Source organism: Paenibacillus swuensis (assembly GCF_001644605.1).
Lineage (GTDB): Bacteria > Bacillota > Bacilli > Paenibacillales > DY6 > Paenibacillus_N > Paenibacillus_N swuensis.
Genome location: NZ_CP011388.1, coordinates 2,831,258 through 2,852,992 on the forward strand (window position 1 = coordinate 2,831,258; position 21,735 = coordinate 2,852,992).

Sequence of the window (21,735 nt, forward strand, 5' to 3'; positions counted from 1 at the left end):
GAGCCCCTCCGTTTCTGTCCTAAAGCTGCGCAAAAGCTGAAGCAACAGAGACGGAAAGGAGCTAATTATGGATTACTCGGCAAATGTTTGGAAACTGTACGCGATGCGGTTCTTTTCCAGTTTGATTCCCGCTTATGTAATCGAGAGGCTTTACTGGGAAGAACGGGGGATGACCATTCAGATGGTCATCTACGCGGAGTTGATTTATGCGCTGACCATCGTTCTTCTGGAGGTTCCTACCGGAATACTAGCAGATCGATTCGGCAGAACTCGAATGCTCGTCCTGAGCGCCTTGTTGGGATGCGCCGAGTTCGCGATCCTGATCTATGCCACCGCGTTCTGGCACTTTGCCGCAGTTGTGTTCTTGGCGGGAATTAGCCGTTCGGCGAGCAGCGGTTCGGAGAATGCATTGCTGTACGACACGTTGAAGGTGCAAGGCAAGGCGGCTTCGTTTGAGCGGCAGCTTGGCTTCCTTAACGCTTTAGACCTAACCGCAGCGATCCTTGCCGCGCTATGCGGAAGTTTACTTGCCGGTCGGTTCGGATTAGAACTGAACTACTGGATTTCGTTGGGAAGCGCGGCGGTGGCATGGGTGCTTTCAATGACGTTAAAGGAGCTGGCTCCGATACAGAGTGAGGCTGAATCGGAAGAAGCCATTCCATTCCGTGAGTATGTTAGAGTGTCCTTGCGCTTCTTCCGCAAGAACCCCAATGTCTTGTTGGTGATGTTCACAGGGATGATCACAGGAGCGGCAATGGGTTATATTGAGGAGTTTTGGCAGCTGTACGTGGACAGATTGGGGTTCCAGGTGTTTTATTTCGGAATGATCTCGGGTTCCGTCATGCTTCTGCAATTGCCGGGCAATATCCTTGCGCATTGGTTGATCCAAAAGCTCGGTTATCGCAAGTTGCTGTTTATTCTTCTGGCCGTGTTTACCATCGGTTTTGCCTATGTGGCCACATGCAGGGATGTTGCAGGCTTAACAGCTATGTTGATCATTTGTGCCTGTTCAGGCGTCATGGAACCTCTGGCCTCCGGATACCTCCATCACCGGATCGATTCCTCCAAGCGCGCGACCATGGACTCGTTTCAATCGTTAGGGGAAAATGTGATGAGCATCGTGGCGGGGCTTGGTTTCGGCTATTATGCCACGAAGTATGATGTGTTTGGCGGATATGGATTTGTAGCGTTTCTGTGCTTGGGTTGTTGGATGTGGTTTATAGCGGCGTCACGCCGATTGGAACGATAAAAAGGAGCCCGCGGGCTCCTTTTTATCATATTCATATCAAGAAGACAGCAGCTTTGCCCGATCCGCCTCGGTTAAGGCTGGACAAGAGTAGCATTTCACGCCGCCTTCCTTGCGGTAATAAAAGCAACAACCGGAGCGCACCATGACCGGTTTGTCAGGATGCGACGGATGATCGAAATACTCGGGTTCAAAATCAAACGGGTTTCGACGCAAACCGAACCACTCGGCAGATATCGTCTTAAGCGCGGCATCATCCCGATTGAACGCCTCCATCACAAAGCAGCGGGAATCATGTCCAGGCATATAATCCTTTAAAAAAGCGGCACGCGAACCGAACTGATTCCAGATCAAGCTCGGTTTCACGCCAGCGCGCCACGCGATGGCCTCCGCCAAGGGACGAAGCGTTTGCTCCGTCAGCTTCTCGAACGCCCGAATCACCGCACGCTCCCTCGCTTCGGGTTCTTCAGGCAAAGCCTCACCCCGAACGGAGTTCATGCGAAATAACACCGTAGGATAGCCGTTATCCACTTTGATATGAAACGTCAAATTTCCAAGCGACAGGTCCGGTATCACCTGACTCTGAGCCATGTGAATTTGCGTCGAGCCGCAGAGTCCATACACGGCGAGGCCGAGAAAGGAGGCAGGCAAATCGAGTCCGAACGCGCTCAACTGTTCCTTCCCGATCCGCAGCAATTCATCCATACGCACGCCATGCAGCAATTCCTCGGCCGGACAAGCGATCAGTGCTCCCCCGACATCGTTGGAAGTTAGATTGAAATATTTTTCGGTCAGGCTAAAATCCATCTCAGTCGCGATCAAAGGGAGAACCTCATTTCCGTTCAATAATAGTGATAATCATTATCAATGATAAAGAAATTGTTCTTCGTTGTCAATGAACCTTTTGTTCCCATTATGAAGAGTGTCATGATCCGTCTCGTGAAAGTAGCGATCCAAGAATATAGGGTTGACACTTGTGATGATAACGATTATCATTTAGCATATTGATCAACGTTGATAATGATTCTCAAATGTATGCAAGATAACCCCAACAGGTAAACCTAAGTATAGAAGGAGTGGATTACTCGTGAACCGATTATTCGCGAAACAATTACATATAGGATACGGCGACAAAACCATCGTGCGCGATCTGGATCTGTCTATTCCGGAAGGAAAGATTACCGCATTGGTCGGCGCGAACGGTTCCGGTAAATCCACGCTCCTTAAAGCGATGGCGCGCTTGTTGAAACCGCAGCAGGGCGGTGTGTACCTGGACGGAAAGTCCATTTTTACCATGCCCACGAAGGAAGTGGCGAAGCAGATCGCGATATTGCCGCAGCATCCGGTGGCGCCTGAAGGGTTGACGGTCAAGGAATTGATCTCCTACGGCCGGTTTCCGCATCAAAGCGGTTTCGGTTCCTTAACGAAGCAGGACCTGGAAATTGTGCAATGGGCCATCCAAGTAACGGGTTTGACCGAGTTCGCGGAGCGTCCGATTGAACAAATGTCCGGCGGACAACGCCAGCGCGCCTGGATCGCGATGTCACTGGCGCAAGGAACCGATATGCTGTTTCTGGACGAACCGACCACGTTCCTGGATATGGCTCATCAACTCGAAGTGCTGCAGCTGCTTGAGAAGTTGAATCAGGAAGAAGGGCGCACCATCGTAATGGTCGTTCATGATCTTAACCATGCTTCCCAATTCGCGGACCATCTGGTAGCGATTAAATCTGGGGAAATTGTGTGTGAAGGTCATCCTCAAGAAATCGTGAATCAAGAGATGCTTCGTAATGTATTCGGTGTGGAAGCCGATATTGTGCAAGATCCGCGTACGGGCATGCCGCTTTGCATTCCCTACGGTTTAGCGGGCGGTGCAACCAGAATGAAGGCGAAACCGCAACAAATCAATGTTGAACGTAAGGCGGCCGCGGCGGTCAGTGTCTAATCTCAAAATCTAAAAGTTCATGCCAAAGCCATTTCCGGCCATGAAGCGGGAAGCCTTTTTCAAGATAGGAGGCGTCTTCGGTCGGAGGCTTTTTGTCATGGGCACAAACAGGAGGAATATGGGTATGTTGCGCTATTTTGCAGGAAAAAATGTAATGTTGATGGTGATGCTGTCGGTGATGTTGGGACTGACGGCTTGCGGCGGAAATACAGCGAATACAGCGAATACCTCGGGTACAACCAATGAAAGTAATGCGGGTAATGCAAATACAGGCAATGCACAGGTCAGTGAAGAAGTGAAACGCATCAAGCATCCGCTGGGTACAACCGAAATTAAGGGAATTCCGCAACGAATCGTCGTGCTCGAATGGTCCTATGTGGAAGATTTGCTGGCGTTGGGCGTGAAACCGGTGGGTGTTGCCGATATTGAGAATTATAAAGTGTGGGTGAATGTGAAGAGCGGTGAGCTGGCGGAAGCCACGGATGTCGGAACGCGTCAGGAGCCCAATCTGGAAACGATTATGAGCTTGAAGCCGGATCTGATCATTACAGATGATTTCCGTGTGGCTCAATCTTATGATAAATTAAGCGAAATCGCGCCTACCCTGGTGTTTGCGCCATATTCCGAGGAAGCGGCGAAAGATCAATATGCGGACATGGAGAACGCGTTCCGGACTTTGGCGGATATCGTAGGGAAAACAGCGGAAGCGGAACAAGTGTTAGACGATGTGCAAAAGACATATGACGAGGCCAAAACCAAGCTGGAAGCCGCGGGCAAAGCGGGTCAGGAGATCGTGCTGTCACAGGCGTGGTCGAATCAAAATGCTGCGGCCATGCGTTTATTCACAGATAACTCTTACGCGGTGAAAATCATGGAAAAGATTGGTCTGAAGAACGGCTGGAAGTCCGATAAGCTGGAATCTTACGGGTTTTCAGACGCCACCGTGGAATCTTTGACCAAGGTTAAGCAAGCCAACTTCCTGTACGTTGTGCAGGATGACGATAATGTGTTTGAGACGAAGCTGAAGGATAACGCGGTGTGGAAGGGGCTCGACTTCGTCAAGGAGAACCGGGCGTATGCGCTCGGAGGAGACACATGGCTGTTCGGGGGGCCGCTGACGGCTCAGTTGTTGGCTGAACGCGCTGTAAATCTGTTGACGAAATAATGGGGGAGCTTAAGCGAGGAAAGGTACTTCGTTTGGCGGAAAAGCCGGTTATCCCGTTGAATCAGCCGGCTGAGCAGCAGGGTTTAACCGGGCGACGGGGGCTGTCAGGCAGGGTTGCGCGAGGGTTGCTCGTCTTCGGCGGAGGCTTGCTGCTCTTGGCGGCGCTGCTGTTCGCCAGTCTGACGCAAGGGGAAGCGGATATTACGCTTCAGACCGTGACGGACGCGATTGTGGCTCCGACGGACGACCCGGATCAGGTGCTGATTCGCGGGATTCGGCTGCCCCGCGCCGTGATGGCGATGCTGGCCGGCGCGGCTTTGGCTGCCGCGGGCGTGCTGCTTCAGACCGTCACCCGCAATCCGCTGGCTTCGGCGGGGACGTTCGGCATCAACGCCGGCGCGTACTTTGCGGTGGTGGCGGCGACGGTGTTTATGCCTGCGGCGATTTCGCGGATGCCGCTGCTGATGGCATTGATTGGCGGCGCCGGCGCGGCGATCATGGCCTACTTCATGGCAGGCGGAGTTAAAGCCACACCGGTGCGCATGGCCTTGGCCGGCATGATTGTCGCGCTGGTGCTGTCTTCTTTCACCAGCGCGATTCAGCTCCTGTTCGAGGAATCCACGAACGGACTGTTTCTGTGGGGCTCCGGCTCGGTGGTGCAGAACGACTGGCACGGCGTTCTTTACAGCCTGCCCTGGATCGCGGGCGGACTGCTTGTGATCCTGTTGTTTGCCAGACGGCTGGATGTGCTCGGCTTGGGCGATGAAACCGCCCGGGCTTTGGGACAGCAGGTCGGGTTTACACGGTTTGCGGCGCTCGCCATTGCGATTCTGCTCGCATCGGTGACGGTCAGCGTAGTCGGTCCGATCGGCTTTATCGGACTGATGGCGCCGCATCTGATGCGTCTGACCGGGTACAGACGGCATCTGAGTTTGTTGTTATCAAGCGCGCTGTGGGGCGCGATTATTCTTGTGGGCGCGGACACGGTGGCGCGGCTGTTCGCGAGCGTGATCGGCGAGCTGCCCGCGGGCGCCGTGACGGCGCTCATCGGCGGGCCGTGGCTCGTGTGGCTGGCGGTGCGCGGCACCCAAGCGGTGCGGACGACGGAAGCGACGTCGTCCATGAGCGTGGGCGTCGCCGCGCGCAAGCTGCCGTTCGCGCTGCTCGCGAGCGGGCTCACCGCCTTGCTGGCGGCGGTGTGTTTGGCTGCGCTGAGCATCGGCAGCCTGCGTATTGCGCCGGGCGAGGTGCTGGCCGCACTGGCCGGCGGCGGGGAAGAGCTGACGCGGAACATCCTGTTCGACATGCGTCTGCCGCGTCTGCTCGTCGCCGCTGTGGCCGGCGCGGGGCTCGCCGTTTCCGGCGTGCTCCTGCAAGCGACAGTGCGAAACCCGCTCGCGGACCCGTCCGTGGTCGGGGTTACCTCGGGCGCCGGGGTTGGCGCGTTGCTGTTGATGTTGCTATGGCCAGCGGCGCCTCCGTGGTTGTTGCCGGCAACGGCCTTTGTGGGAGCTGTCGCAGCCGGAGCCATTGTGTACGGCCTGGCTTGGCGCCGCGGAATGAGTCCGACCGTGCTGACATTGGTTGGTATTGCCGTCACGGCCGTCGGTTCCGCCATCATCCAGTTCCTGGTGATTCGCTCCGGCATGGGCGCGGCACCTGCGCTGGCTTGGCTTGCCGGCAGCATCTACGCACGCGGCTGGAGCGATCTTGCGCTGCTGGCGATGCCGTTCGCCGTGCTCATCCCCTACGCGTGGCGGCTCGGCCGCAGCGCCGATTTGCTCGCCTTCGGCGACCACACGGCGCTCGGCCTCGGCCTGCGCTTGACGCGCACGCGCCTAATCGCTGCGCTCACAGGCGTCGCGCTGGCGGCCGCTGTAGTAGCCACCGTCGGCACGGTGGGCTTCATCGGCCTGCTTGCTCCGCATATGGCCCGCATGCTGGCGGGCCACCATCAGCGGCGGCTGACGGTGTTGTCGGCGTTGCTGGGCGCGGTGTTGCTCGTGTCGGCCGATCTGATCGGCCGCGTCGTCATTGCGCCGAAGGAGGTGCCGGCGGGGCTGGTGGTGGCCCTCGTCGGCACGCCGTATCTGCTGGCGCTGATGGTGCGCAGCGCCAAATAAGCTCCTGCGTTCGCGGGAGCTTATTTTTCTTTGTCCGAGTGGTTGACCCGTCGGACAGAGAGGGGGATAATGAGAAGGACATAATTGGGAATAATGAAACGGAGGAGAAATGAACAGTATGAAGACTACAGATTGTTTCGAACTTGTACAGAAGTCCAAATTAATTGCGATCCTGCGAGGCGTGGAGGATAGCAAAGCCGATCAAGTGGTGGATGCTTTGGAGCGAGGCGGTATCACCATTATCGAAGCCACGATGAATACCGAGGGCGCAACCGGCATGATTTCCCGCTGGCGTGAACGCTATGAAGGCCGCTTGCTGATCGGCGCAGGAACCGTGTTGGATGTGGAAATGGCTCGGGAAGCCATTGATGCCGGCTCGCAGTTTCTGATCTCTCCAAACTTTGATCCGGAAGTTGTTGCTTACGCGACGAAACGCGGAATCGATGTGTATCCCGGCGTGATGACGCCGACTGAGATTGTGGCGGCATGGAAATCCGGCGTTAAAGCGGTTAAAGTATTCCCATCCGGTTCCCTCGGACTTAACTATATTAAAGAAATTCGCGCGCCTTTGGATCGGATTCCGATGATTGCGACCGGCGGTGTGAACTTGCAGAACATTGGTGATTTCCTGGCGGCAGGTGTCTGCGCAATCGGCCTTGGCGGTTCGTTGGCGAGCAAGCAAGTGGTAAGCGAAGGCCGTTTTGATGAAATCGAAAAAACGGCACGGGCGTTTGTGAACGCGGTAGAATCGTTTACGGCAGCTTCCGTAAAATAATGTATTGTACCCTGCACGTGGAAGAATAACGAAGAAATTTTACGTTATTTTTGAATTTGATAAAAATAACGTAAATTTTCTACACTATCTCAAGGATTTCGCACTCATTCATGGGTAAATGGTCCCAATAACGTAGATTAATTACGTTATTTTCTACACAAATTTTAATAACGTAATTTATTTACGTTATACATATTTCCCGCGAAAATTTAAATAACCTAAGCCATGACAGAGGCTTAGGTTATTATTTATTCCTGCTTAGATGACAATATGGCCATATCCCAAAGACTCAGCCCCGCGCTGCCCGCGAGCAAATCACACGCAGTCCCGGTCATCGGCCCACACGATATCCCCACGACTCAGCCTATGATGCCGAGTTGCGTTGCGTCCCTGAGCCAGCATGTTGTCTTAATTTAACTCAAATCGGCCATATCCCCACGACTCAGCTCACAGATCTGCCCCCACACGTTGCCCGCGAGCAACTCGCACGCTGTCTTAGTCCGCGGTACACAAGCTATCCCCACCACTCAGCACAATGTCCAGTCCCGCACGCTGCCTTCGAACCAACTCGCACTTTGTCCTGCCGGTCCGCTACTTACACCAGCCACGTAGTTTCTCACTCGTACTAAGCCCGCGAAGCCAAAGCCTCCAGCTCCTTCGTTAACCGGCCGAGTCCCTCGATATCGTCGATGATGGCGGTCACGCGCATGTTCTGTTCCTCGGCGCTGGCGAGAAGCTGTTCCACCGAAGCGGCTGTTTCCTGGGTCACGCTGGATACAGTGGTGATCACATTCACAATATTTTCGGACGAAACCTTCAACTTCATATTCATCTCATCCACAATGGTCGACTTCTCGGACAAATTTTCCGTGTTCTCAGAGATCGCGCTGAAGAGTTCCACGGTCTTCGAAACTTCACGCGTTCCGGATTGAGCGGCGGTTTGACCGATTCGGATTTGTTCTGTGGCATGAGCCGTTAATTTCTGAATGTCACCCAGAATCGTCCCAATCTCGTTCGTAGCTTGTTGCGCATTGTTGGCCAGCTTCTGAATTTCTCCGGAAACGACGGCGAATCCGCGTCCGTGCTCACCCGCCCGTGCGGCTTCAATGGCGGCATTCAGTGAAAGCAAATTGGTTTGGTTCGTAATTTCACGGATCGAGGAGAGAATCGAGCCTATGCTGTTACTTTGGTTATACAATTGTTCCATGACATCCACGTTCATATTGATGATGGATTCGATTTTTTGAATTTCCGTTGCCATATTGTTGGATTGCTCCGTACCGCCTCGGGTCAAGTCTGCCGTTTCTACGGAGAGCTGTTTCATGGACTGGGAATTGTCCGTTACGATGACGATGGAGTGATCAATGGTTGACAAAGCATCGCTGACATCGGACACGCTCGACGTCTGGGACTCGATTCCCCGGGCTATTTCATTGAATGCCATCGTAAATTCACCGGTGATCTGGCCCGCCGCTTTCGCGTTCTGCTGAAGACCATTACTATAGATGACCAACGTGTTTACATTTTCCTTCAACTGAGCCAGAATGGTGTCGACTTTTTCTTTGTTGGCCAATGTTTCAATATGGTTGGTTTGCACATCTTTCATCATCGTTTCGCCGATGCGGCTCTGGGTAATCAAGGCAACCGCTGTTAGGACGAGCAGTAAATTGGTGGACACGATATCTATATTTTGAAAATCCGCTATGAACAGAGGCAATAAATTCGTCATGACCACAGCGCCGGCGGCGGTAAGCAAAATAGGTCTGAAGTTATGATACAGCGCAATCAGAGCCAAACTGAAGTACATCATGAAGTACGAGGTGTACCCGCCGGAAGATGAGAAGTTGAGGATGGCGGTGATGACCAAAAGCTCTGCAGCGATGAAATACATGATCCATTTCGACATAATTCGCTTCCAAACAAAGACGGTGAACAAGGCTGTGAAAGGTACCGTAAAACCCAGTAAAGCAATCAAGGTAACCTTAGCAGTCAGATTGGCCAATATGCCCAAAGCCAGCGCGCCCCATAGTAATTTGATCATCAGTTGATTCCGTAGTTGAAGCTGCGTTGCGTCCATGCCGAACATCTCCTCTGAAGTAATAGTGATCTATGCCAAAAAAAAGTTGTACCTATGTATTCGTCATTTTGCGACAAAATCATTAACCGTTTAACCGAAAAATAGAGCGTCCCCACAACAAGTTTGCGCGTTTGAATTGTTTGCCACTTGATATTTAACCAATGTTTAATTAATATAGTGAAATAGTGTTTAACTGAATAGTTTGAATAGATTTAGAACACCTCATCATACTGGTGAGGTAGAGGTCGCGGTATTTAGGAGTAGTTTGGCGGAGGCTTTCGAGACAGCCCGTGAAACCGAATGAAAGGAAATACTGCCGAAGTCTGTATGTCTCTCTCGAGCATGCGGGCTGGGGCCGTTCCCGAAAGGGACGGAACTGTCACATGTGTACTACCTAGTACAGATGTGTTGAGCTATCTTGCACAGGGATGATTAGGGGACGTTTTTTAGGCAACGACTGGAGCCGCCCGAAGCATTTCGGGCGGCTTCTTTTTATTTTTCTCAACCAGATTAGGGAGTGTTTACACAATGGAGCAGCAACAGCAACTTAGAAGAGGCTTGAAAGCAAGGCATATGATGATGATTTCCCTTGGCGGATCAATCGGGACTGGACTGTTTCTGGCCAGCGGCGGCGCGATTTCGACAGCAGGGCCGGGCGGAGCGCTGTTGGCATACTTGTTGATTGGTATTATGGTTTATTTTCTCATGACCAGCTTGGGCGAAATGGCTACGTACTTGCCGGTTCCGGGTTCTTTTTCCACCTATGCGACTAGATTCGTAGATCCTTCCTTCGGTTTTGCGATAGGGTGGAATTATTGGTATAACTGGGCGATCACGATTGCGGCAGAGCTTTCGGCGGCCACTTTGATTATGAAATATTGGTTCCCGGACAGTTCCTCATTGTTATGGAGCGGACTTTTCCTGGCGATTATGCTGGCGTTTAACCTGCTTTCCGTTCGGGGCTTCGGGGAGAGCGAATATTGGTTTGCGATGATCAAAATAGCTACAGTCATCATCTTTATCGTCATCGGCATTCTGATGATTGTTGGGATTTGGAATGGCGAGGCCAGAGGTTTCAGCCAATTTACCGCAGGTGATGCGCCGTTTCCGGGCGGGTTCCTGACCATTCTGGGTGTGTTCATGGCGGCGGGGTTTTCGTTCCAGGGTACCGAACTCCTTGGTATTGCAGCAGGAGAGAGCGAGGATCCTCGCCGTAACGTGCCGCGGGCGATTCGTTCCGTGTTCTGGCGTATCCTATTATTCTATGTGCTGGCGATTGCGGTGATCGGTTTGCTGATTCCTTTCAATGATCCGAATATTGCGAACAGCGATATTTCACAGAGTCCGTTCACGGTTATTTTTGAAAAAGCGGGCTTAAGTATCGCCGCCTCCGTCATGAACGCCGTTATTCTGACATCGGTGTTGTCGGCGGGGAATTCCGGGATGTACGCTTCTGCTCGGATGATCTGGGTACTTGCCAAAGAAGGCAAAGCGCCGAAGTTTCTCGCGAAGCTCGACAGCCGCGGCATTCCGGTAGCTGCGGTATTGGTTACCGCCGCGGTAGGCTTGCTTTCATTCTTCGCTTCCTTCTATGGCGACGGACAGGTTTATCTTTGGCTTTTGAACGCATCCGGTATGAGCGGCTTCATTGCTTGGTTGGGCATTGCAATCAGCCACTATCGATTCCGGCGGGCTTTTGTAGCTCAGGGTCGTTCGGTTTCGGAGTTGCCTTACCGCTCCTTGTGGTTCCCGTTTGGCACCATTTTGGCGGCTTCCATGTGTATATTGGTCATTGCGGGTCAGGCGATCGGCGCGTTCTCGGACGGCAGCATCGATTGGAAATATCTGATGGCTTCGTATATCGGAATTCCGTTGTTCCTGGTGTTCTGGTTGGGGTACAAGTTTAAACATCGTACGAAAGTATGGAGTCTGAAGGAAGTTGATTTGAGCACGGAGCATTAAGCTGAATTAAATGAGGGAGTCTTCGCCGTTTGATGGTGGAGGCTCTTTTTTTGTGCTTTCCCATTCCCCCGAAAAAAGATTTAATAGAAAGGGAACCTTTTCCAAAGAGGCACGTCCAATTGTAACGAGGTGAATGGATTGAGCTTTGATTACTTACAATCGATAACGGCTGGCTTGGACCGGAATGCGGCGCTGCATGATCTCATGACTGAGTTCGGGAGCGATGTGTGGAATTATATTTATTTCCTGACCCGATACAAGGAAACCGCCGATGACCTGGCCCAAGAGGTGTTCATTAAGGTATACGAAAAAATGTACACGTTTCGCGGTCATTCCAGTGTGAAGACATGGATCCTGTCGATCACACGGAATACGGTTCATGATTACCGGCGATCCGCCTGGTTCCGCAGAGTCATGCTTTCTTCCGGGTTCATGACGGCGCAGCAGGAAACAGCGCCATCGGCGGAGCAGGATTACATGAAGCACGCGCTGAGAGAAGAAACTTGGGAAGTCGTGTTAGAGCTGCCGATTAAACTTCGCGAAGTCCTGCTTCTGTATGCGCATCATCAGTTACCGATGCAACAGATCGGGGACCTGCTCGGCATCTCCCAAGGGACTGTAAAGTCTCGGCTGTCCAGAGCGAGAGCGAAGGTCAATCAACACATGCGCGTTCACGAAGGCGCGGACGAAAGGATGGCCCAGCATGAAGAAACCTGATTCGTTCGATTGGGAAGCGAAGCTGACCGGTTCACCTCTGAATAACGCCGGCTTCAATAAGGAGCTTATGCGTAAAGTGAGGGAGCGTGTGGAAATGAATGAACACACATCACGGAAACGCAGCTGGAAAACAGCTGTTGTATCTTCGGTTGCGGCCGTTATTCTTTTTGTCGGGAGTGTGACTTTATGGGCTGCACCGGGGTTATGGGAGGACACGAGGACGGCTTTTACCAGTTTATTTCAAAAAGAGAAAACACCGGACAAGCCTTTGCCGCAGCTAGATCCGGAGAAAGAATACACTTTGAAATTCAGTCACTTTAACGGAGATAACTTTCTGATGATGCAAGAAGGCCAGAGCTTTATCATCCGTCATCCGAACATGAATCTTCAGGTAACTCAACCGCGTGACTTTAGTAAGCAAGAGGACATAAGCACATGGCTGGATAAGACAGCTCCTGATGTTATAACCATATACTCTACAGAGGAATTCACAAAGCTGATTGAAGACAACCGACTACTCCCGTTGGATACCTACGCTAAACGAGACGGATTCGCGCTGGGGGAAGAAGCTTATGAGGCTGGACCAATGCAGCTGCTGAGAGAATACGGAAACGGAACTCTTTACGGGCTGGCCCCGCAATTTGAAACCTATGCTGTCTATTACAACGAAGAACTGTTTAAGAAGTTTGGCGTGGATCTGCCGACGGACAACATGACTTGGGATGAACTGCTTGCGCTTGCAGACCGCTTTGCCGGATTAAAAGATGGTGCTCAAACCATCTATGGTCTGGAGGGTAGCCGGAACGGCATGTTTGACCTGATTCAACAGATCGGAATGACGAACAACTTGCGTATGGGCGACTTGGAGAAGGGCAAAGCCTACATGAATACAGCGGAATGGCGTGTCATTTGGGAGCGGGTGCTTGCGGCATATGAGCGAGGAACTGTGCATACACCGGAATTTTTTGATACCTCGAAATCGTACACATATACCAAATTGTTGAAAAAGGATGCGTTCGCCAGCGGTTATGCCGCAATGAAAATGGAACGAAGCTCTTATGTGAGCGGTCTGCTGGAGTACACGCAAAAAGAGAATAAATCCCTGAAATGGAACGCGGTCAGTGCACCGGTCTATGCTGCAAACCCGGAGGAGTCTACCTTTTATTCATTCAACGCCATTTATGCCATAAATGCGAATTCTCAAAATCCAAGAGCAGCCTGGGAGTTGATCAAGCATCTTAACAGTAAGGAGGTTGCACAGTCTCATTCTTATACATATGAATTCAAACTTCCAACCCGTTCGGATGTAAAGTGGAAGCAAGAGAATGTAAGACGGGAATCGTTCTATACACTCAGACCTTCCATAGGGAAAATGGATCTAATACAAAGTCATTTTCCTCTATATAGTTTAATAAAACAGGCTTCCATACAGGCGGATCTGGCGGCACAAGGCAAGAAATCTTTGGATGACGCGCTTACTGATGTGCAACAGGAGGCTCAACACACGATAGCCGAATTAAAAGCAAAGAACGAGGATGCCAACACCGGGAAAGGAGCAGATTCCGAAGATGAATAAGCGAAGAGGATCCGTTCGGTTAGGGATACAAATATGCATTTCTATTATCTTCTTACTTTTGGCAGGTTGTACCGAAGCGCCCGAGGAGACCGGAAAAGGAACACTTAAAATTCTAACGTATAGTCAAGACTCATTTGATCAAATGTACGAGAATTACTTCTCCATCAAATTTCCCGATGTGGAGGTTGAGGTCATCCCAATCAGTGACAACCTTGAAGATCCCTATGCGCCCGTATCTAATGAGCAATTGAAGTCCAAGGTAGAACGGCATCGGCCGGACTTGTTAATTATCGATGAGAGAAACTATGCCAAGTCATCCTCCATGGATCTGTTATATAACTTGGAATCATGGATGGCACAGGATAAAGTCATGCATCCCGATCAATTTACGCCGGCAGCAATGGATTGGGCCCGAAAGTTCGGCGGCGGCGACATCTATGGGCTGCATCCGGAATTCACGACAAGAGTTCTTTTTTATAACAAAACCTTGTTTGACCGTTATGATGTGCCCTATCCGACCGACGGTATGAACTGGGAAGATCTAATCCTTACGGCACAACGTATAGTTGAGAGCCAAGGAGACGGGGACAACATCTATGGCTACCATGAGATGGGCATTCGAAATTCGGCAGGGTTGGTCAATGTCATATCATGGTCCGATCGGTTGTTGGCTTACAATTATAATCTCGGAAAGGTTACGATAAATACACCGGCATGGAACAAAGCCTTTACGTTGGCGACGGAGGCCGTGCGTAACGGTTTCTTCAGTAACCTGAAGCAGACTTCCACCCAGATCGACGGCGAAACCTACATCACCAAAGAGGATCAGGAGAACAACGACCTGTTCTTAAAAGGAAAGGCCGCCATGACATCAGAAGGTATGCACCTGTTAGAGCGGCTGGAGCAGAAATCTCCTTCCTTTGATTGGGGCATTGTAACGGCGCCGGCAGGCATGTCCAACCCTGATATGGATACTAATTATTACCCTCATCCGGTGATGGCCATCGGAGCCAATGCCGAGAACAAGGAGCTTGCATGGGAAGTGTTAAAATACTTCCATGGCGAGGAATATGCTAAAGTGCGCTCCAAGCTTGGTACAAGCAACTTGTCTACTCGAGCGGGAGATAAAATCAGCAAGACAGGAATCGCATTGGATACGTTCTATCAACGGAATCAGATTCATGATAAACATGAATTATATGTGGTGGATACCCATGATGAAATAACCCGCGAGTTTTACATAGCTTTTGACAAGCTGCGTGAGGAAAAAACGGACTTAATAATAACAGGTAAACTTACCGTAGATCAAGCGCTCCAGGCGATCCAAAGCGAGGGTCAGTTCCTGCTCGACCAAGCCAAAAAACGCGAGAAGAATACCCCCTAAACTTCACCAGGCATCCGTAAATTGCGGGTGTCTTTCTCATTTAAACAGCATTTTTTCCAATCCCGACGTTTACAATCTAGCATTTCGGTCGACTCTAGGTCTATGAAACTTTCATAGACTTGGAGGAATGAAGATGAATATGCGTTTCAAAGTATGGGGTTGGATTCCTGTTATTGTTACCTTATGTATGATACATGTGCCATCGGCGGGCGCCCATGAGTTTAGCGGCACGAAGCTGAGTGAAGGGGATATCCGCCCCCCGGCCTCCACAAACATACAATCATCGTTGAAACCTGCCTACTCTTCCACTCACATTACCTCAGGCACGCAGGCGACCAAAGCCACGGCCCGGACCGCCATCCATCGCACACCAAAGCCGCTTCAATACAAAGTCAGCTCCGGCGACACCTTATACCGTATTGCCCGCAAGTTTGGGGTAACGGTAGAAGCCATTCAAACGGCCAATCGCCTGGTTAATCCGAATGCGCTGACAATCGGCAAACCATTAGCTATTCCCGCCAGAGGAACAACGCCGGAGACGCTGCTAAGCGGGACCAAGGTCGTTCGCAAGGTGTTCATGGCCAAACTAACTGCGTACACAGCTGGCTACGAATCCACCGGCAAAAAACCATCCCACCCCGCCTATGGCATCACCTCATCCGGCGCTAAAGTGAAAGAAGGCCGTACGATCGCGGTAGATCCCCGCGTCATTCCAATCGGTACGACCGTATACATCGAAGGCATCGGACTGCGTCAGGCTGAAGATACCGGCTCAGCGATTAAGGGCGCGCGTATCGATGTGTTTATCCAAGACCTGAAACAAGCCCGCAAATTCGGCGTGAAGAAGGACGTTAAGGTTTATGTGCTGGCGGGATCAACCGATGTGGCCGCGTTATAAATCTGTTAAACTGAACATAGCATAACCCTCCTCATCCTACGAAACGAGGCAACCGCATGTTCAACTACTTGAGACAAAGAATCGAAGCCTGGAAGGACTATCCGCAGCGTTCGGGCAAACGGATAGGTCCGTATCGTATCGAGCGGTATCTGGGAATAGGCAGTTATGGCATAACTTATATTTGCACCAATGTACGCACCGGAGAAGCGCTGTTGCTGAAACAGGCGAAGCCCAGTAAGGGACGGCGCGCTTTGGAGCTTTTACGCAGGGAATCGGGCATGTTGAAGCGGCTTAAGGATGAGAGGATACCGGCATATCATGATTTTTTGGACCTGAAAAAGTCCGGGTACATGGTGTCTGAACTGGTACATGGATCTACGGTGGAGGAACTCATATTCTTGGAAGGCAGGACGTTCACGGAAGCGGAGATCGTTCATTTCATGCTGCGGTTGTCGGATATTGTGAAGTATATTCACGCTCAGGGCATCGTTCATCTGGATCTTCGGATTCCCAACGTCATCGTATCCGAGGAAGATCGGTTACATGTCATTGACTTCGGCTTGGCGCGTATGATTGGTGATGCGATAGAGGATTTGCCGCTAACCGAGCCTGAAGAAGAACTTGCCGAGTTTCGATTACGGCGTACGCCGGCGGTAGAAAGTGACTTCTATGCGATGGGTCATTTCATGCTCTTCATGCTGTATGCGGAGTACGAACCTTCGCCAGACGAACCGGAGCGGGGTTGGGAAGAGCAACTCACCCTTTCCGCTCATGTAAAAGGCGCCCTGCGGCGCCTATTGCAGCTGGATTCCCCTTACCGGGACGCGGACGAATTGCAGAAGCATCTGATCCTGATTCTGAATACGCTCACCGATTAGCTGGAGCTGCCGTAACGATTCTTGTAGTATTTATGCCCTTGGCGGTGCGAATGCTTAAAGTCCGAGCTGGAGTGTTTAAAGTGCGTCGGCCGGCGTTTGTAATCGCTGCTGCTGTGTTTGTAAGGACGGTAATGTTTGTTGTGCCCGGATTTGGAGCCCAGAAGCGAATGTAACAGTTTGCTTAACAGATGTTTCAACATGCTAACAACCTCCTCAAGGAATCATACTTTACATACGGGATGGGTGCGATAAGGTTTCATTTCATACAAAGAGAACACTATATTGCATTATAGAATAGTGTGTTATATAGTATAGTAAGAGCGAGGGGATTCCATCCCATTTTTTTTGCCCACGTATGCTGTATTGTTGAATAGCTTGTAATGAAAGATAGGTGAGATTTGGATGAATGTTCAATTTAAGAAAGGCGTGCTCGAAATATGTGTTCTGGCTCTTGTTTCCAAGGGTGACCGATACGGCTATGAACTGGCTGTGAAAATCTCGGAACGGTTCGAAGTCGCTGTAGGCAGCGTATATCCGCTTTTAAACCGATTGACACTGGACGGACTGTTTTCCACCTATTTGCAGGAATCTTCGGAAGGCCCGCCACGGAAGTATTACAAGCTGACCGATAAAGGGCGGGGGCACATGAAAGAACTGGTTCAGGAATGGCAGACGTTCACCACAGCTGTGAACGCATTTATAGCGGAAGGGGAAGGGGAAGGACATGAATAAACAAGCATTCTTTCATCAATTGGAATCATCGCTAAGCGAAGTTCCGGAAACACAACGGCAAGAGTGGATGTACGACTACGAGGAGCACTTTCGTATAGCGGAAGAAGAGGGTCGTTCCGAAGAGGAAGTGGTCAGGGAGCTGGGTGAACCTCAATCCATCGCGAAGGATCTGCTGTTGAATTATCGGGTGACCGTAGCAGAGGAGCATGGAACGGTGCCGAATGTATTCCGAGCGGTGTTAGCGGCGGTTAGTCTCGGCTTTTTGAACCTATTGTTCGTGTTGGGACCGTTTCTGGGATTATGCGCGGTTGTTTGCGCGTTGTGGGTATCGGGTGGCGCCCTGATCGTAGCGGGTATCGGATTCTTCGGCAGCGGGATCTATCTGGGAGGCGGAAGTATTTTGCAAGGATTATTTGTCGGCCTCTTACTGTCCTCTGCAGGTGTTCTTGTGTGTTATGGCATGGTTAAAGTGACTCGGACATTCTTAAATTTAACGTTACAATACATTCGATTCAATACGAAGATGGTAAAGGAGTGAGATCACGATGAAGAAGGGGATACGATGGGCGCTGTTAGGATTGGCTGTAGGCTTGGTCGGAACGGTATTAACCTTTAATAAGGGAGAGCTGCTGTCCACGAAGATGGAAGTGTTTTCTGAGACTAGAACGGTGAGTGCAACCGGAGTAAAATCCATCCACATTCAATCTGCAAGAACCAATATTGAAGTTATACCGGGGGAAGGTACCGATATTCGGGCGGATTTGGAGGGCAAGCTGAGCAAGCATATCGTAAACGATATAAAGTTTGAAATGGAGAATCGGAACGGAGAGATGTCCATTCGAACCGAGTTGAAAGATTCTTTTCTTGTCGGGATTAATATCGTTGATGTTACGTTAACGGTGAAGGTGCCAGCCAGAGCGTATGAGCAGCTCAAGATTGTTTCGGACAGCGGCAATATCCTGGTGAACAGCCAGAGCGCGGATTTAATGCATTTGAGCAGTGATTCAGGGAATTTGCATATTCAGAAAGGTAAGACGAAGGAGATTCAGTTTCAAACGGACAGCGGTAACGCTTTAATTCAAGATACACAAGCTAAATTATCGGGGGAGACGGATTCCGGAAACATCGATATTGAGGCGGTCACTTGGGATCAAGATGCCAGACTGAGTACGGATAGCGGACATGTCAAGGTAAAGCTGGCGCAAAAGCCGGATGGGTTAGCGGTTGAATATACAACGGACTCGGGACGACAAGAGATTGAATTTGAGGGGTTCGAGTACGTTAGCCATAAAGAGCAAGAATTTAGCGGGAAGTTTGGCGATGCCAAGCGGACGATGACAGTGAATACAGATTCGGGAAATTTCATCATGGAACCAAGATAATGAATATGGGATGCAAGCTGCCGGAACAATCGGCAGTTTTCTTTTTATTCGGACATGGAATGCCCTGGTCCAGAATACAATGATACCGTGTGGTACGGGCTGGATGGATTCGGCGTATTTCTATGGACAAAAAGGGGGCAAGAAACTGATGCAAATTCATGTCGTGCAGTCAGGTCAGTCTTTATACGGCATTGCCGGCGCCTATGGTTCTACGGTAGATGTGATCGCTTCAGCCAACCGGATCTCCGCTCAAGATCCGCTGGTCGTCGGGCAGACCCTGGTCATTCCCATCACCGGCAGCTTTTACTGGGTGCGCCCCGGGGATAGCTTGGCGACCATCGCGAAGAAGTACGATACAACTCCCGCGGAGCTGGCGCGGGTTAATCGTATCGTACCTACCGCTCCGCTGCAAGTAGGTCAGCGGTTGTATATCCCGCCGCAGCCCAAACGGAGCGCGGAAATCAACGCCTATGTCGAGCCTCGCGGAGATTCGGTATCGGCTCCGTTGCTGGAGGCATCCCGGGAGGCGGCGCCAAACCTGACTTATCTTGCGCCGTTCAGTTTTCAGATCAACCGGGACGCTTCCCTGGATGCCCCGCCGCTTGGTGAATTGCCCGACATCGCAAGGAATAACGGGGTTACGCTGATGATGGTCGTAACCAACTTGGAGAACGGGCAATTCAGCGGCGAGCTGGGCAGCCTTATCCTGAATAATGAGGCGTTGCAGAACAAGCTGTTGGACAATATTCTGTCGACAGCCAAGCGTTTAGGCTTCCGCGATATCCACTTCGATATCGAATATCTTCCTCCCGCGGACCGGGAAGCCTATAACCGGTTTCTGCGCAAAGCGGAGAACCGCATCCACGAACAAGGCTTTCTGATCTCCACGGCGCTGGCGCCAAAGACGAAGGCGGATCAGAAAGGGCAATGGTACGAAGCCCATGACTACAAGGCGCATGGGGAGATTGTTGACTTCGTAGTCATTATGACCTACGAATGGGGTTACAGCGGCGGCCCGCCCCAGGCGGTTTCACCGATTGGACCTGTCCGTAAAGTGTTGACCTACGCGGTCACGGAAATACCGCCGGCCAAGATTATGATGGGCCAAAATCTATACGGCTATGACTGGACGCTGCCCTTTAAACCGGGCGGGGAGTATGCGAAGGCGGTTTCCCCGCAAGCGGCTATAGCCCTGGCGCGCCGAAACAATGCCGCGATTCGCTATGACTATAACGCGCAAGCGCCTTACTTCGACTATACCGACAGCAATGGCAAGGCGCATAAAGTGTGGTTTGAAGATGCGCGCTCCATCCAGGCCAAGTTCAACCTGTTGAAGGAGCTCGATCTGAGGGGAGTCAGCTATTGGAAGCTTGGTTTACCTTTTCCGCAAAATTGGCTCTTGATTCAAGACAACTTTAATGTAAAGAAACGCGTTTAACATGAGGCATAGGAAAACCCCGGGACGCAGCGTATGCGTTCACCGGGGTTTATCATTATTATTAAATGCCCGCGGATCGCTTTAACCGCTCGGCAATTTTCATGAAATCCTCCGCGGAAATTCCCGGCGCGAATTCTTCAGGAATTTCCTCCAGATCCACATTCGGAGCGCCTTCCGGCATGCCCTCAATGACTTCCAGCGGAACGCCCGTTTCCGGATGCGGACCTTTCCATATATACTTTATGTCCTTATAATCCTCGTCGCTCCAGGTATACAATTTATTGCCTAACCCTTGATCCTCGAATTTCCTTGCGGTTTCAAACACGCGGTTGGACAGATTCGGAATAGGCAGCATCTTGGTAACGTCTACACCGGTTGCAATCTCCAACGCTTTGCCATAGGCGACAATATGAACCCCGCCGCGCACCAGCAAGTAACCTACAACTTCACGAAGTACAGGGTGGTCGCTCATTTCGTAAACACGCATTTTGTGCGCGCGGGCGCCGCATTCCAGGAAGAAGTTGTGCAATAAATCCAGTACCAGATTACCGCTGTTAAACACATTGTCGCCGCGCCAAGGATTTCCCATGGAGTCCGCCACCAGTGCCGTCTGGGCATTCGTGATAAAATGCTGTGTATTCCGAAGGTCTTTGGCATTCTGCAGCGGAGCGGCGTCCGGATCTGCGGGGAAAGTAGACCCTTGCAGCAATAAATCGATTCCGGTGGAGACAATCTCCACATGGCCGAATTCTTCGGCCGTAATGCTTGAAACGAGGTCGAAGAAGGGCTTGAGCTTGCGGCGGCCGCGGAAATTAAAGGATTGAAACATGTAATTGTTCAATGTGGACATTTCGCCAAACTTACCGCCGAGCAACTCTTGCATGGCTGCGGCCGCGTTTGGGTCGGCATATTTGGTTTTCGGAAGTTCAATAGCAATCTTATCGAAACGTTTAATCAATGGGATTCCCCCCTGCATGATGTTGGTCGGTAAGGTATATGACGTTTTCGACAAAAAAAGAACACCCCTTCAACAGGAGTGTTCTTACGGGGTGATTTTGACTGTATCCCGTATACGATCTATTCCGGCATAATCCAGATGATTTGTTGGATACGAATAAAGAATGTGGAATCACTGTCGACTGCCTTAATTACAATATGGTCGGGTTTGACGTCTGCTAACAATCCGCGAACCGTTCCGCGAGGAGTGTCGACAACGAGTTTCTTTCCGACAACCGTTTGCAGAGTTTGATAAACGTAGGGATCAATATGGAAAACCGGTTGTGGCATTTGCATCTGCATCGATGTTGCGGTGTTTCTATATAAGTATTGCGGGTAACCCATGAAATTCATTCCTCCTTTGTGCTTTACAGGAACAGTCTATGCGAATACCCAGAATTGGTATGGGCGGTTGCCTACTATGCGCAAATAACAAGCAAC

Annotated in this window: 20 protein-coding genes and 1 riboswitch; of the genes, 15 read left to right on the plus strand and 5 right to left on the minus strand. The window is 51.1% G+C overall.

Annotation, left to right across the window (positions count from 1 at the left end; genetic code table 11):
* The first annotated feature begins 67 nt into the window (after window positions 1–67).
* On the plus strand, window positions 68–1,249 hold the full coding sequence (locus SY83_RS12460; RefSeq protein WP_068606941.1) for an MFS transporter: 1,182 nt from the start codon (window positions 68–70) through the stop codon (window positions 1,247–1,249).
* A gap of 36 nt (window positions 1,250–1,285) precedes the next feature.
* Here the strand turns inward: SY83_RS12460 and SY83_RS12465 are convergent, their stop codons facing one another.
* Entirely contained in the window at window positions 1,286–2,068 is a 783-nt protein-coding gene (locus SY83_RS12465; RefSeq protein WP_068606943.1) for an IucA/IucC family C-terminal-domain containing protein, read from the minus strand.
* A 265-nt stretch (window positions 2,069–2,333) separates the two neighbouring features.
* On the opposite strand from SY83_RS12465, the gene SY83_RS12470 reads away from it, so the two are divergent.
* The 4 genes from SY83_RS12470 to SY83_RS12485 all read left to right on the plus strand — a co-directional run bounded on the left by SY83_RS12470 (window position 2,334) and on the right by SY83_RS12485 (window position 7,254).
* Window positions 2,334–3,191, plus strand: coding sequence for an ABC transporter ATP-binding protein (locus SY83_RS12470; protein WP_068606945.1), 858 nt, complete (start codon window positions 2,334–2,336; stop codon window positions 3,189–3,191).
* A gap of 124 nt (window positions 3,192–3,315) precedes the next feature.
* Window positions 3,316–4,356, plus strand: coding sequence for an ABC transporter substrate-binding protein (locus tag SY83_RS12475; RefSeq protein ID WP_231891245.1), 1,041 nt, complete (start codon window positions 3,316–3,318; stop codon window positions 4,354–4,356).
* Window positions 4,357–4,511: 155 nt separating this feature from the next.
* Window positions 4,512–6,479: an iron ABC transporter permease gene (locus SY83_RS12480; RefSeq protein ID WP_231891246.1), complete on the plus strand. Its 1,968-nt coding sequence runs from the start codon at window positions 4,512–4,514 to the stop codon at window positions 6,477–6,479.
* A gap of 118 nt (window positions 6,480–6,597) precedes the next feature.
* Entirely contained in the window at window positions 6,598–7,254 is a 657-nt protein-coding gene (locus SY83_RS12485; RefSeq protein ID WP_068606947.1) for a bifunctional 4-hydroxy-2-oxoglutarate aldolase/2-dehydro-3-deoxy-phosphogluconate aldolase, read from the plus strand.
* Between the two features lie 625 nt (window positions 7,255–7,879).
* Here the strand turns inward: SY83_RS12485 and SY83_RS12490 are convergent.
* Window positions 7,880–9,331, minus strand: coding sequence for a methyl-accepting chemotaxis protein (locus SY83_RS12490; RefSeq protein WP_068606949.1), 1,452 nt, complete (start codon window positions 9,329–9,331; stop codon window positions 7,880–7,882).
* Between the two features lie 231 nt (window positions 9,332–9,562).
* Window positions 9,563–9,755, plus strand: a riboswitch (Lysine riboswitch).
* A 104-nt stretch (window positions 9,756–9,859) separates the two neighbouring features.
* Between SY83_RS12490 and SY83_RS12495 the strand changes: the two genes are divergently transcribed.
* The 6 genes from SY83_RS12495 (at window position 9,860) to SY83_RS12520 (ending at window position 16,746) form a co-directional block, all read left to right on the plus strand.
* Window positions 9,860–11,293: an amino acid permease gene (locus SY83_RS12495; protein WP_068606952.1), complete on the plus strand. Its 1,434-nt coding sequence runs from the start codon at window positions 9,860–9,862 to the stop codon at window positions 11,291–11,293.
* A gap of 138 nt (window positions 11,294–11,431) precedes the next feature.
* Complete coding sequence (locus SY83_RS12500; RefSeq protein ID WP_068606954.1) at window positions 11,432–12,010, plus strand: sigma-70 family RNA polymerase sigma factor; 579 nt, start codon at window positions 11,432–11,434, stop codon at window positions 12,008–12,010.
* On the plus strand, window positions 11,997–13,586 hold the full coding sequence (locus SY83_RS12505) for an ABC transporter substrate-binding protein (RefSeq protein ID WP_068606956.1): 1,590 nt from the start codon (window positions 11,997–11,999) through the stop codon (window positions 13,584–13,586). The genes SY83_RS12500 and SY83_RS12505 overlap by 14 nt, the downstream gene beginning before the upstream one ends.
* A complete protein-coding gene (locus SY83_RS12510) occupies window positions 13,579–14,970 on the plus strand; it encodes an ABC transporter substrate-binding protein (protein ID WP_068606958.1) in 1,392 nt (463 codons plus the stop codon). The genes SY83_RS12505 and SY83_RS12510 overlap by 8 nt, the downstream gene beginning before the upstream one ends.
* Before the next feature lie 133 nt (window positions 14,971–15,103).
* Window positions 15,104–15,868 (plus strand): 3D domain-containing protein, encoded by a 765-nt coding sequence (locus SY83_RS23800; protein ID WP_068606961.1) that lies wholly within the window; start codon window positions 15,104–15,106, stop codon window positions 15,866–15,868.
* Between the two features lie 56 nt (window positions 15,869–15,924).
* On the plus strand, window positions 15,925–16,746 hold the full coding sequence (locus SY83_RS12520) for a serine/threonine protein kinase (RefSeq protein ID WP_068606963.1): 822 nt from the start codon (window positions 15,925–15,927) through the stop codon (window positions 16,744–16,746).
* Here the strand turns inward: SY83_RS12520 and SY83_RS12525 are convergent.
* Window positions 16,743–16,946: a hypothetical protein gene (locus SY83_RS12525; protein WP_068606965.1), complete on the minus strand. Its 204-nt coding sequence runs from the start codon at window positions 16,944–16,946 to the stop codon at window positions 16,743–16,745. The genes SY83_RS12520 and SY83_RS12525 overlap by 4 nt on opposite strands.
* A 202-nt stretch (window positions 16,947–17,148) precedes the next feature.
* On the opposite strand from SY83_RS12525, the gene SY83_RS12530 reads away from it, so the two are divergent.
* The 4 genes from SY83_RS12530 (at window position 17,149) to SY83_RS12545 (ending at window position 20,298) form a co-directional block, all read left to right on the plus strand.
* The gene (locus SY83_RS12530; protein WP_068606967.1) at window positions 17,149–17,478 is read left to right on the plus strand and encodes a PadR family transcriptional regulator; all 330 of its coding nucleotides are present in this window, start codon (window positions 17,149–17,151) and stop codon (window positions 17,476–17,478) included.
* Entirely contained in the window at window positions 17,471–18,016 is a 546-nt protein-coding gene (locus tag SY83_RS12535) for an HAAS signaling domain-containing protein (protein WP_068606969.1), read from the plus strand. Before SY83_RS12530 ends, SY83_RS12535 begins: the two co-directional genes overlap by 8 nt.
* Window positions 18,017–18,023: 7 nt before the next feature.
* Window positions 18,024–18,860 (plus strand): DUF4097 family beta strand repeat-containing protein, encoded by an 837-nt coding sequence (locus tag SY83_RS12540; RefSeq protein WP_068606971.1) that lies wholly within the window; start codon window positions 18,024–18,026, stop codon window positions 18,858–18,860.
* A gap of 148 nt (window positions 18,861–19,008) precedes the next feature.
* Window positions 19,009–20,298 (plus strand): glycoside hydrolase family 18 protein, encoded by a 1,290-nt coding sequence (locus tag SY83_RS12545; RefSeq protein ID WP_068611078.1) that lies wholly within the window; start codon window positions 19,009–19,011, stop codon window positions 20,296–20,298.
* A 61-nt stretch (window positions 20,299–20,359) separates the two neighbouring features.
* On the opposite strand, the gene SY83_RS12550 is transcribed toward SY83_RS12545, so the two are convergent.
* Both SY83_RS12550 and SY83_RS12555 read right to left on the minus strand, forming a co-directional pair.
* On the minus strand, window positions 20,360–21,256 hold the full coding sequence (locus SY83_RS12550; RefSeq protein WP_068606973.1) for a manganese catalase family protein: 897 nt from the start codon (window positions 21,254–21,256) through the stop codon (window positions 20,360–20,362).
* Window positions 21,257–21,375: 119 nt separating this feature from the next.
* Window positions 21,376–21,639 carry a YuzF family protein gene (locus SY83_RS12555; RefSeq protein ID WP_082882502.1) on the minus strand — a complete coding sequence of 88 codons (264 nt, stop codon included), beginning with the start codon at window positions 21,637–21,639 and terminating at the stop codon, window positions 21,376–21,378.
* Window positions 21,640–21,735: the final 96 nt, after the last annotated feature.

Bases quoted from the DNA above. Each gene is read 5' to 3' on its own strand.
- SY83_RS12460 (WP_068606941.1), top strand. From the start codon at position 68: ATGGATTACTCGGCAAATGTTTGGAAACTGTACGCGATGCGGTTCTTT.
- SY83_RS12475 (WP_231891245.1), top strand. From the start codon at position 3,316: ATGTTGCGCTATTTTGCAGGAAAAAATGTAATGTTGATGGTGATGCTG.
- SY83_RS12485 (WP_068606947.1), top strand. From the start codon at position 6,598: ATGAAGACTACAGATTGTTTCGAACTTGTACAGAAGTCCAAATTAATT.
- SY83_RS12490 (WP_068606949.1), bottom strand. From the start codon at position 9,331: ATGGACGCAACGCAGCTTCAACTACGGAATCAACTGATGATCAAATTA.
- SY83_RS12495 (WP_068606952.1), top strand. From the start codon at position 9,860: ATGGAGCAGCAACAGCAACTTAGAAGAGGCTTGAAAGCAAGGCATATG.
- SY83_RS12505 (WP_068606956.1), top strand. From the start codon at position 11,997: ATGAAGAAACCTGATTCGTTCGATTGGGAAGCGAAGCTGACCGGTTCA.
- SY83_RS12510 (WP_068606958.1), top strand. From the start codon at position 13,579: ATGAATAAGCGAAGAGGATCCGTTCGGTTAGGGATACAAATATGCATT.
- SY83_RS23800 (WP_068606961.1), top strand. From the start codon at position 15,104: ATGAATATGCGTTTCAAAGTATGGGGTTGGATTCCTGTTATTGTTACC.
- SY83_RS12520 (WP_068606963.1), top strand. From the start codon at position 15,925: ATGTTCAACTACTTGAGACAAAGAATCGAAGCCTGGAAGGACTATCCG.
- SY83_RS12525 (WP_068606965.1), bottom strand. From the start codon at position 16,946: ATGTTGAAACATCTGTTAAGCAAACTGTTACATTCGCTTCTGGGCTCC.
- SY83_RS12530 (WP_068606967.1), top strand. From the start codon at position 17,149: ATGAATGTTCAATTTAAGAAAGGCGTGCTCGAAATATGTGTTCTGGCT.
- SY83_RS12535 (WP_068606969.1), top strand. From the start codon at position 17,471: ATGAATAAACAAGCATTCTTTCATCAATTGGAATCATCGCTAAGCGAA.
- SY83_RS12540 (WP_068606971.1), top strand. From the start codon at position 18,024: ATGAAGAAGGGGATACGATGGGCGCTGTTAGGATTGGCTGTAGGCTTG.
- SY83_RS12545 (WP_068611078.1), top strand. From the start codon at position 19,009: ATGCAAATTCATGTCGTGCAGTCAGGTCAGTCTTTATACGGCATTGCC.
- SY83_RS12555 (WP_082882502.1), bottom strand. From the start codon at position 21,639: ATGGGTTACCCGCAATACTTATATAGAAACACCGCAACATCGATGCAG.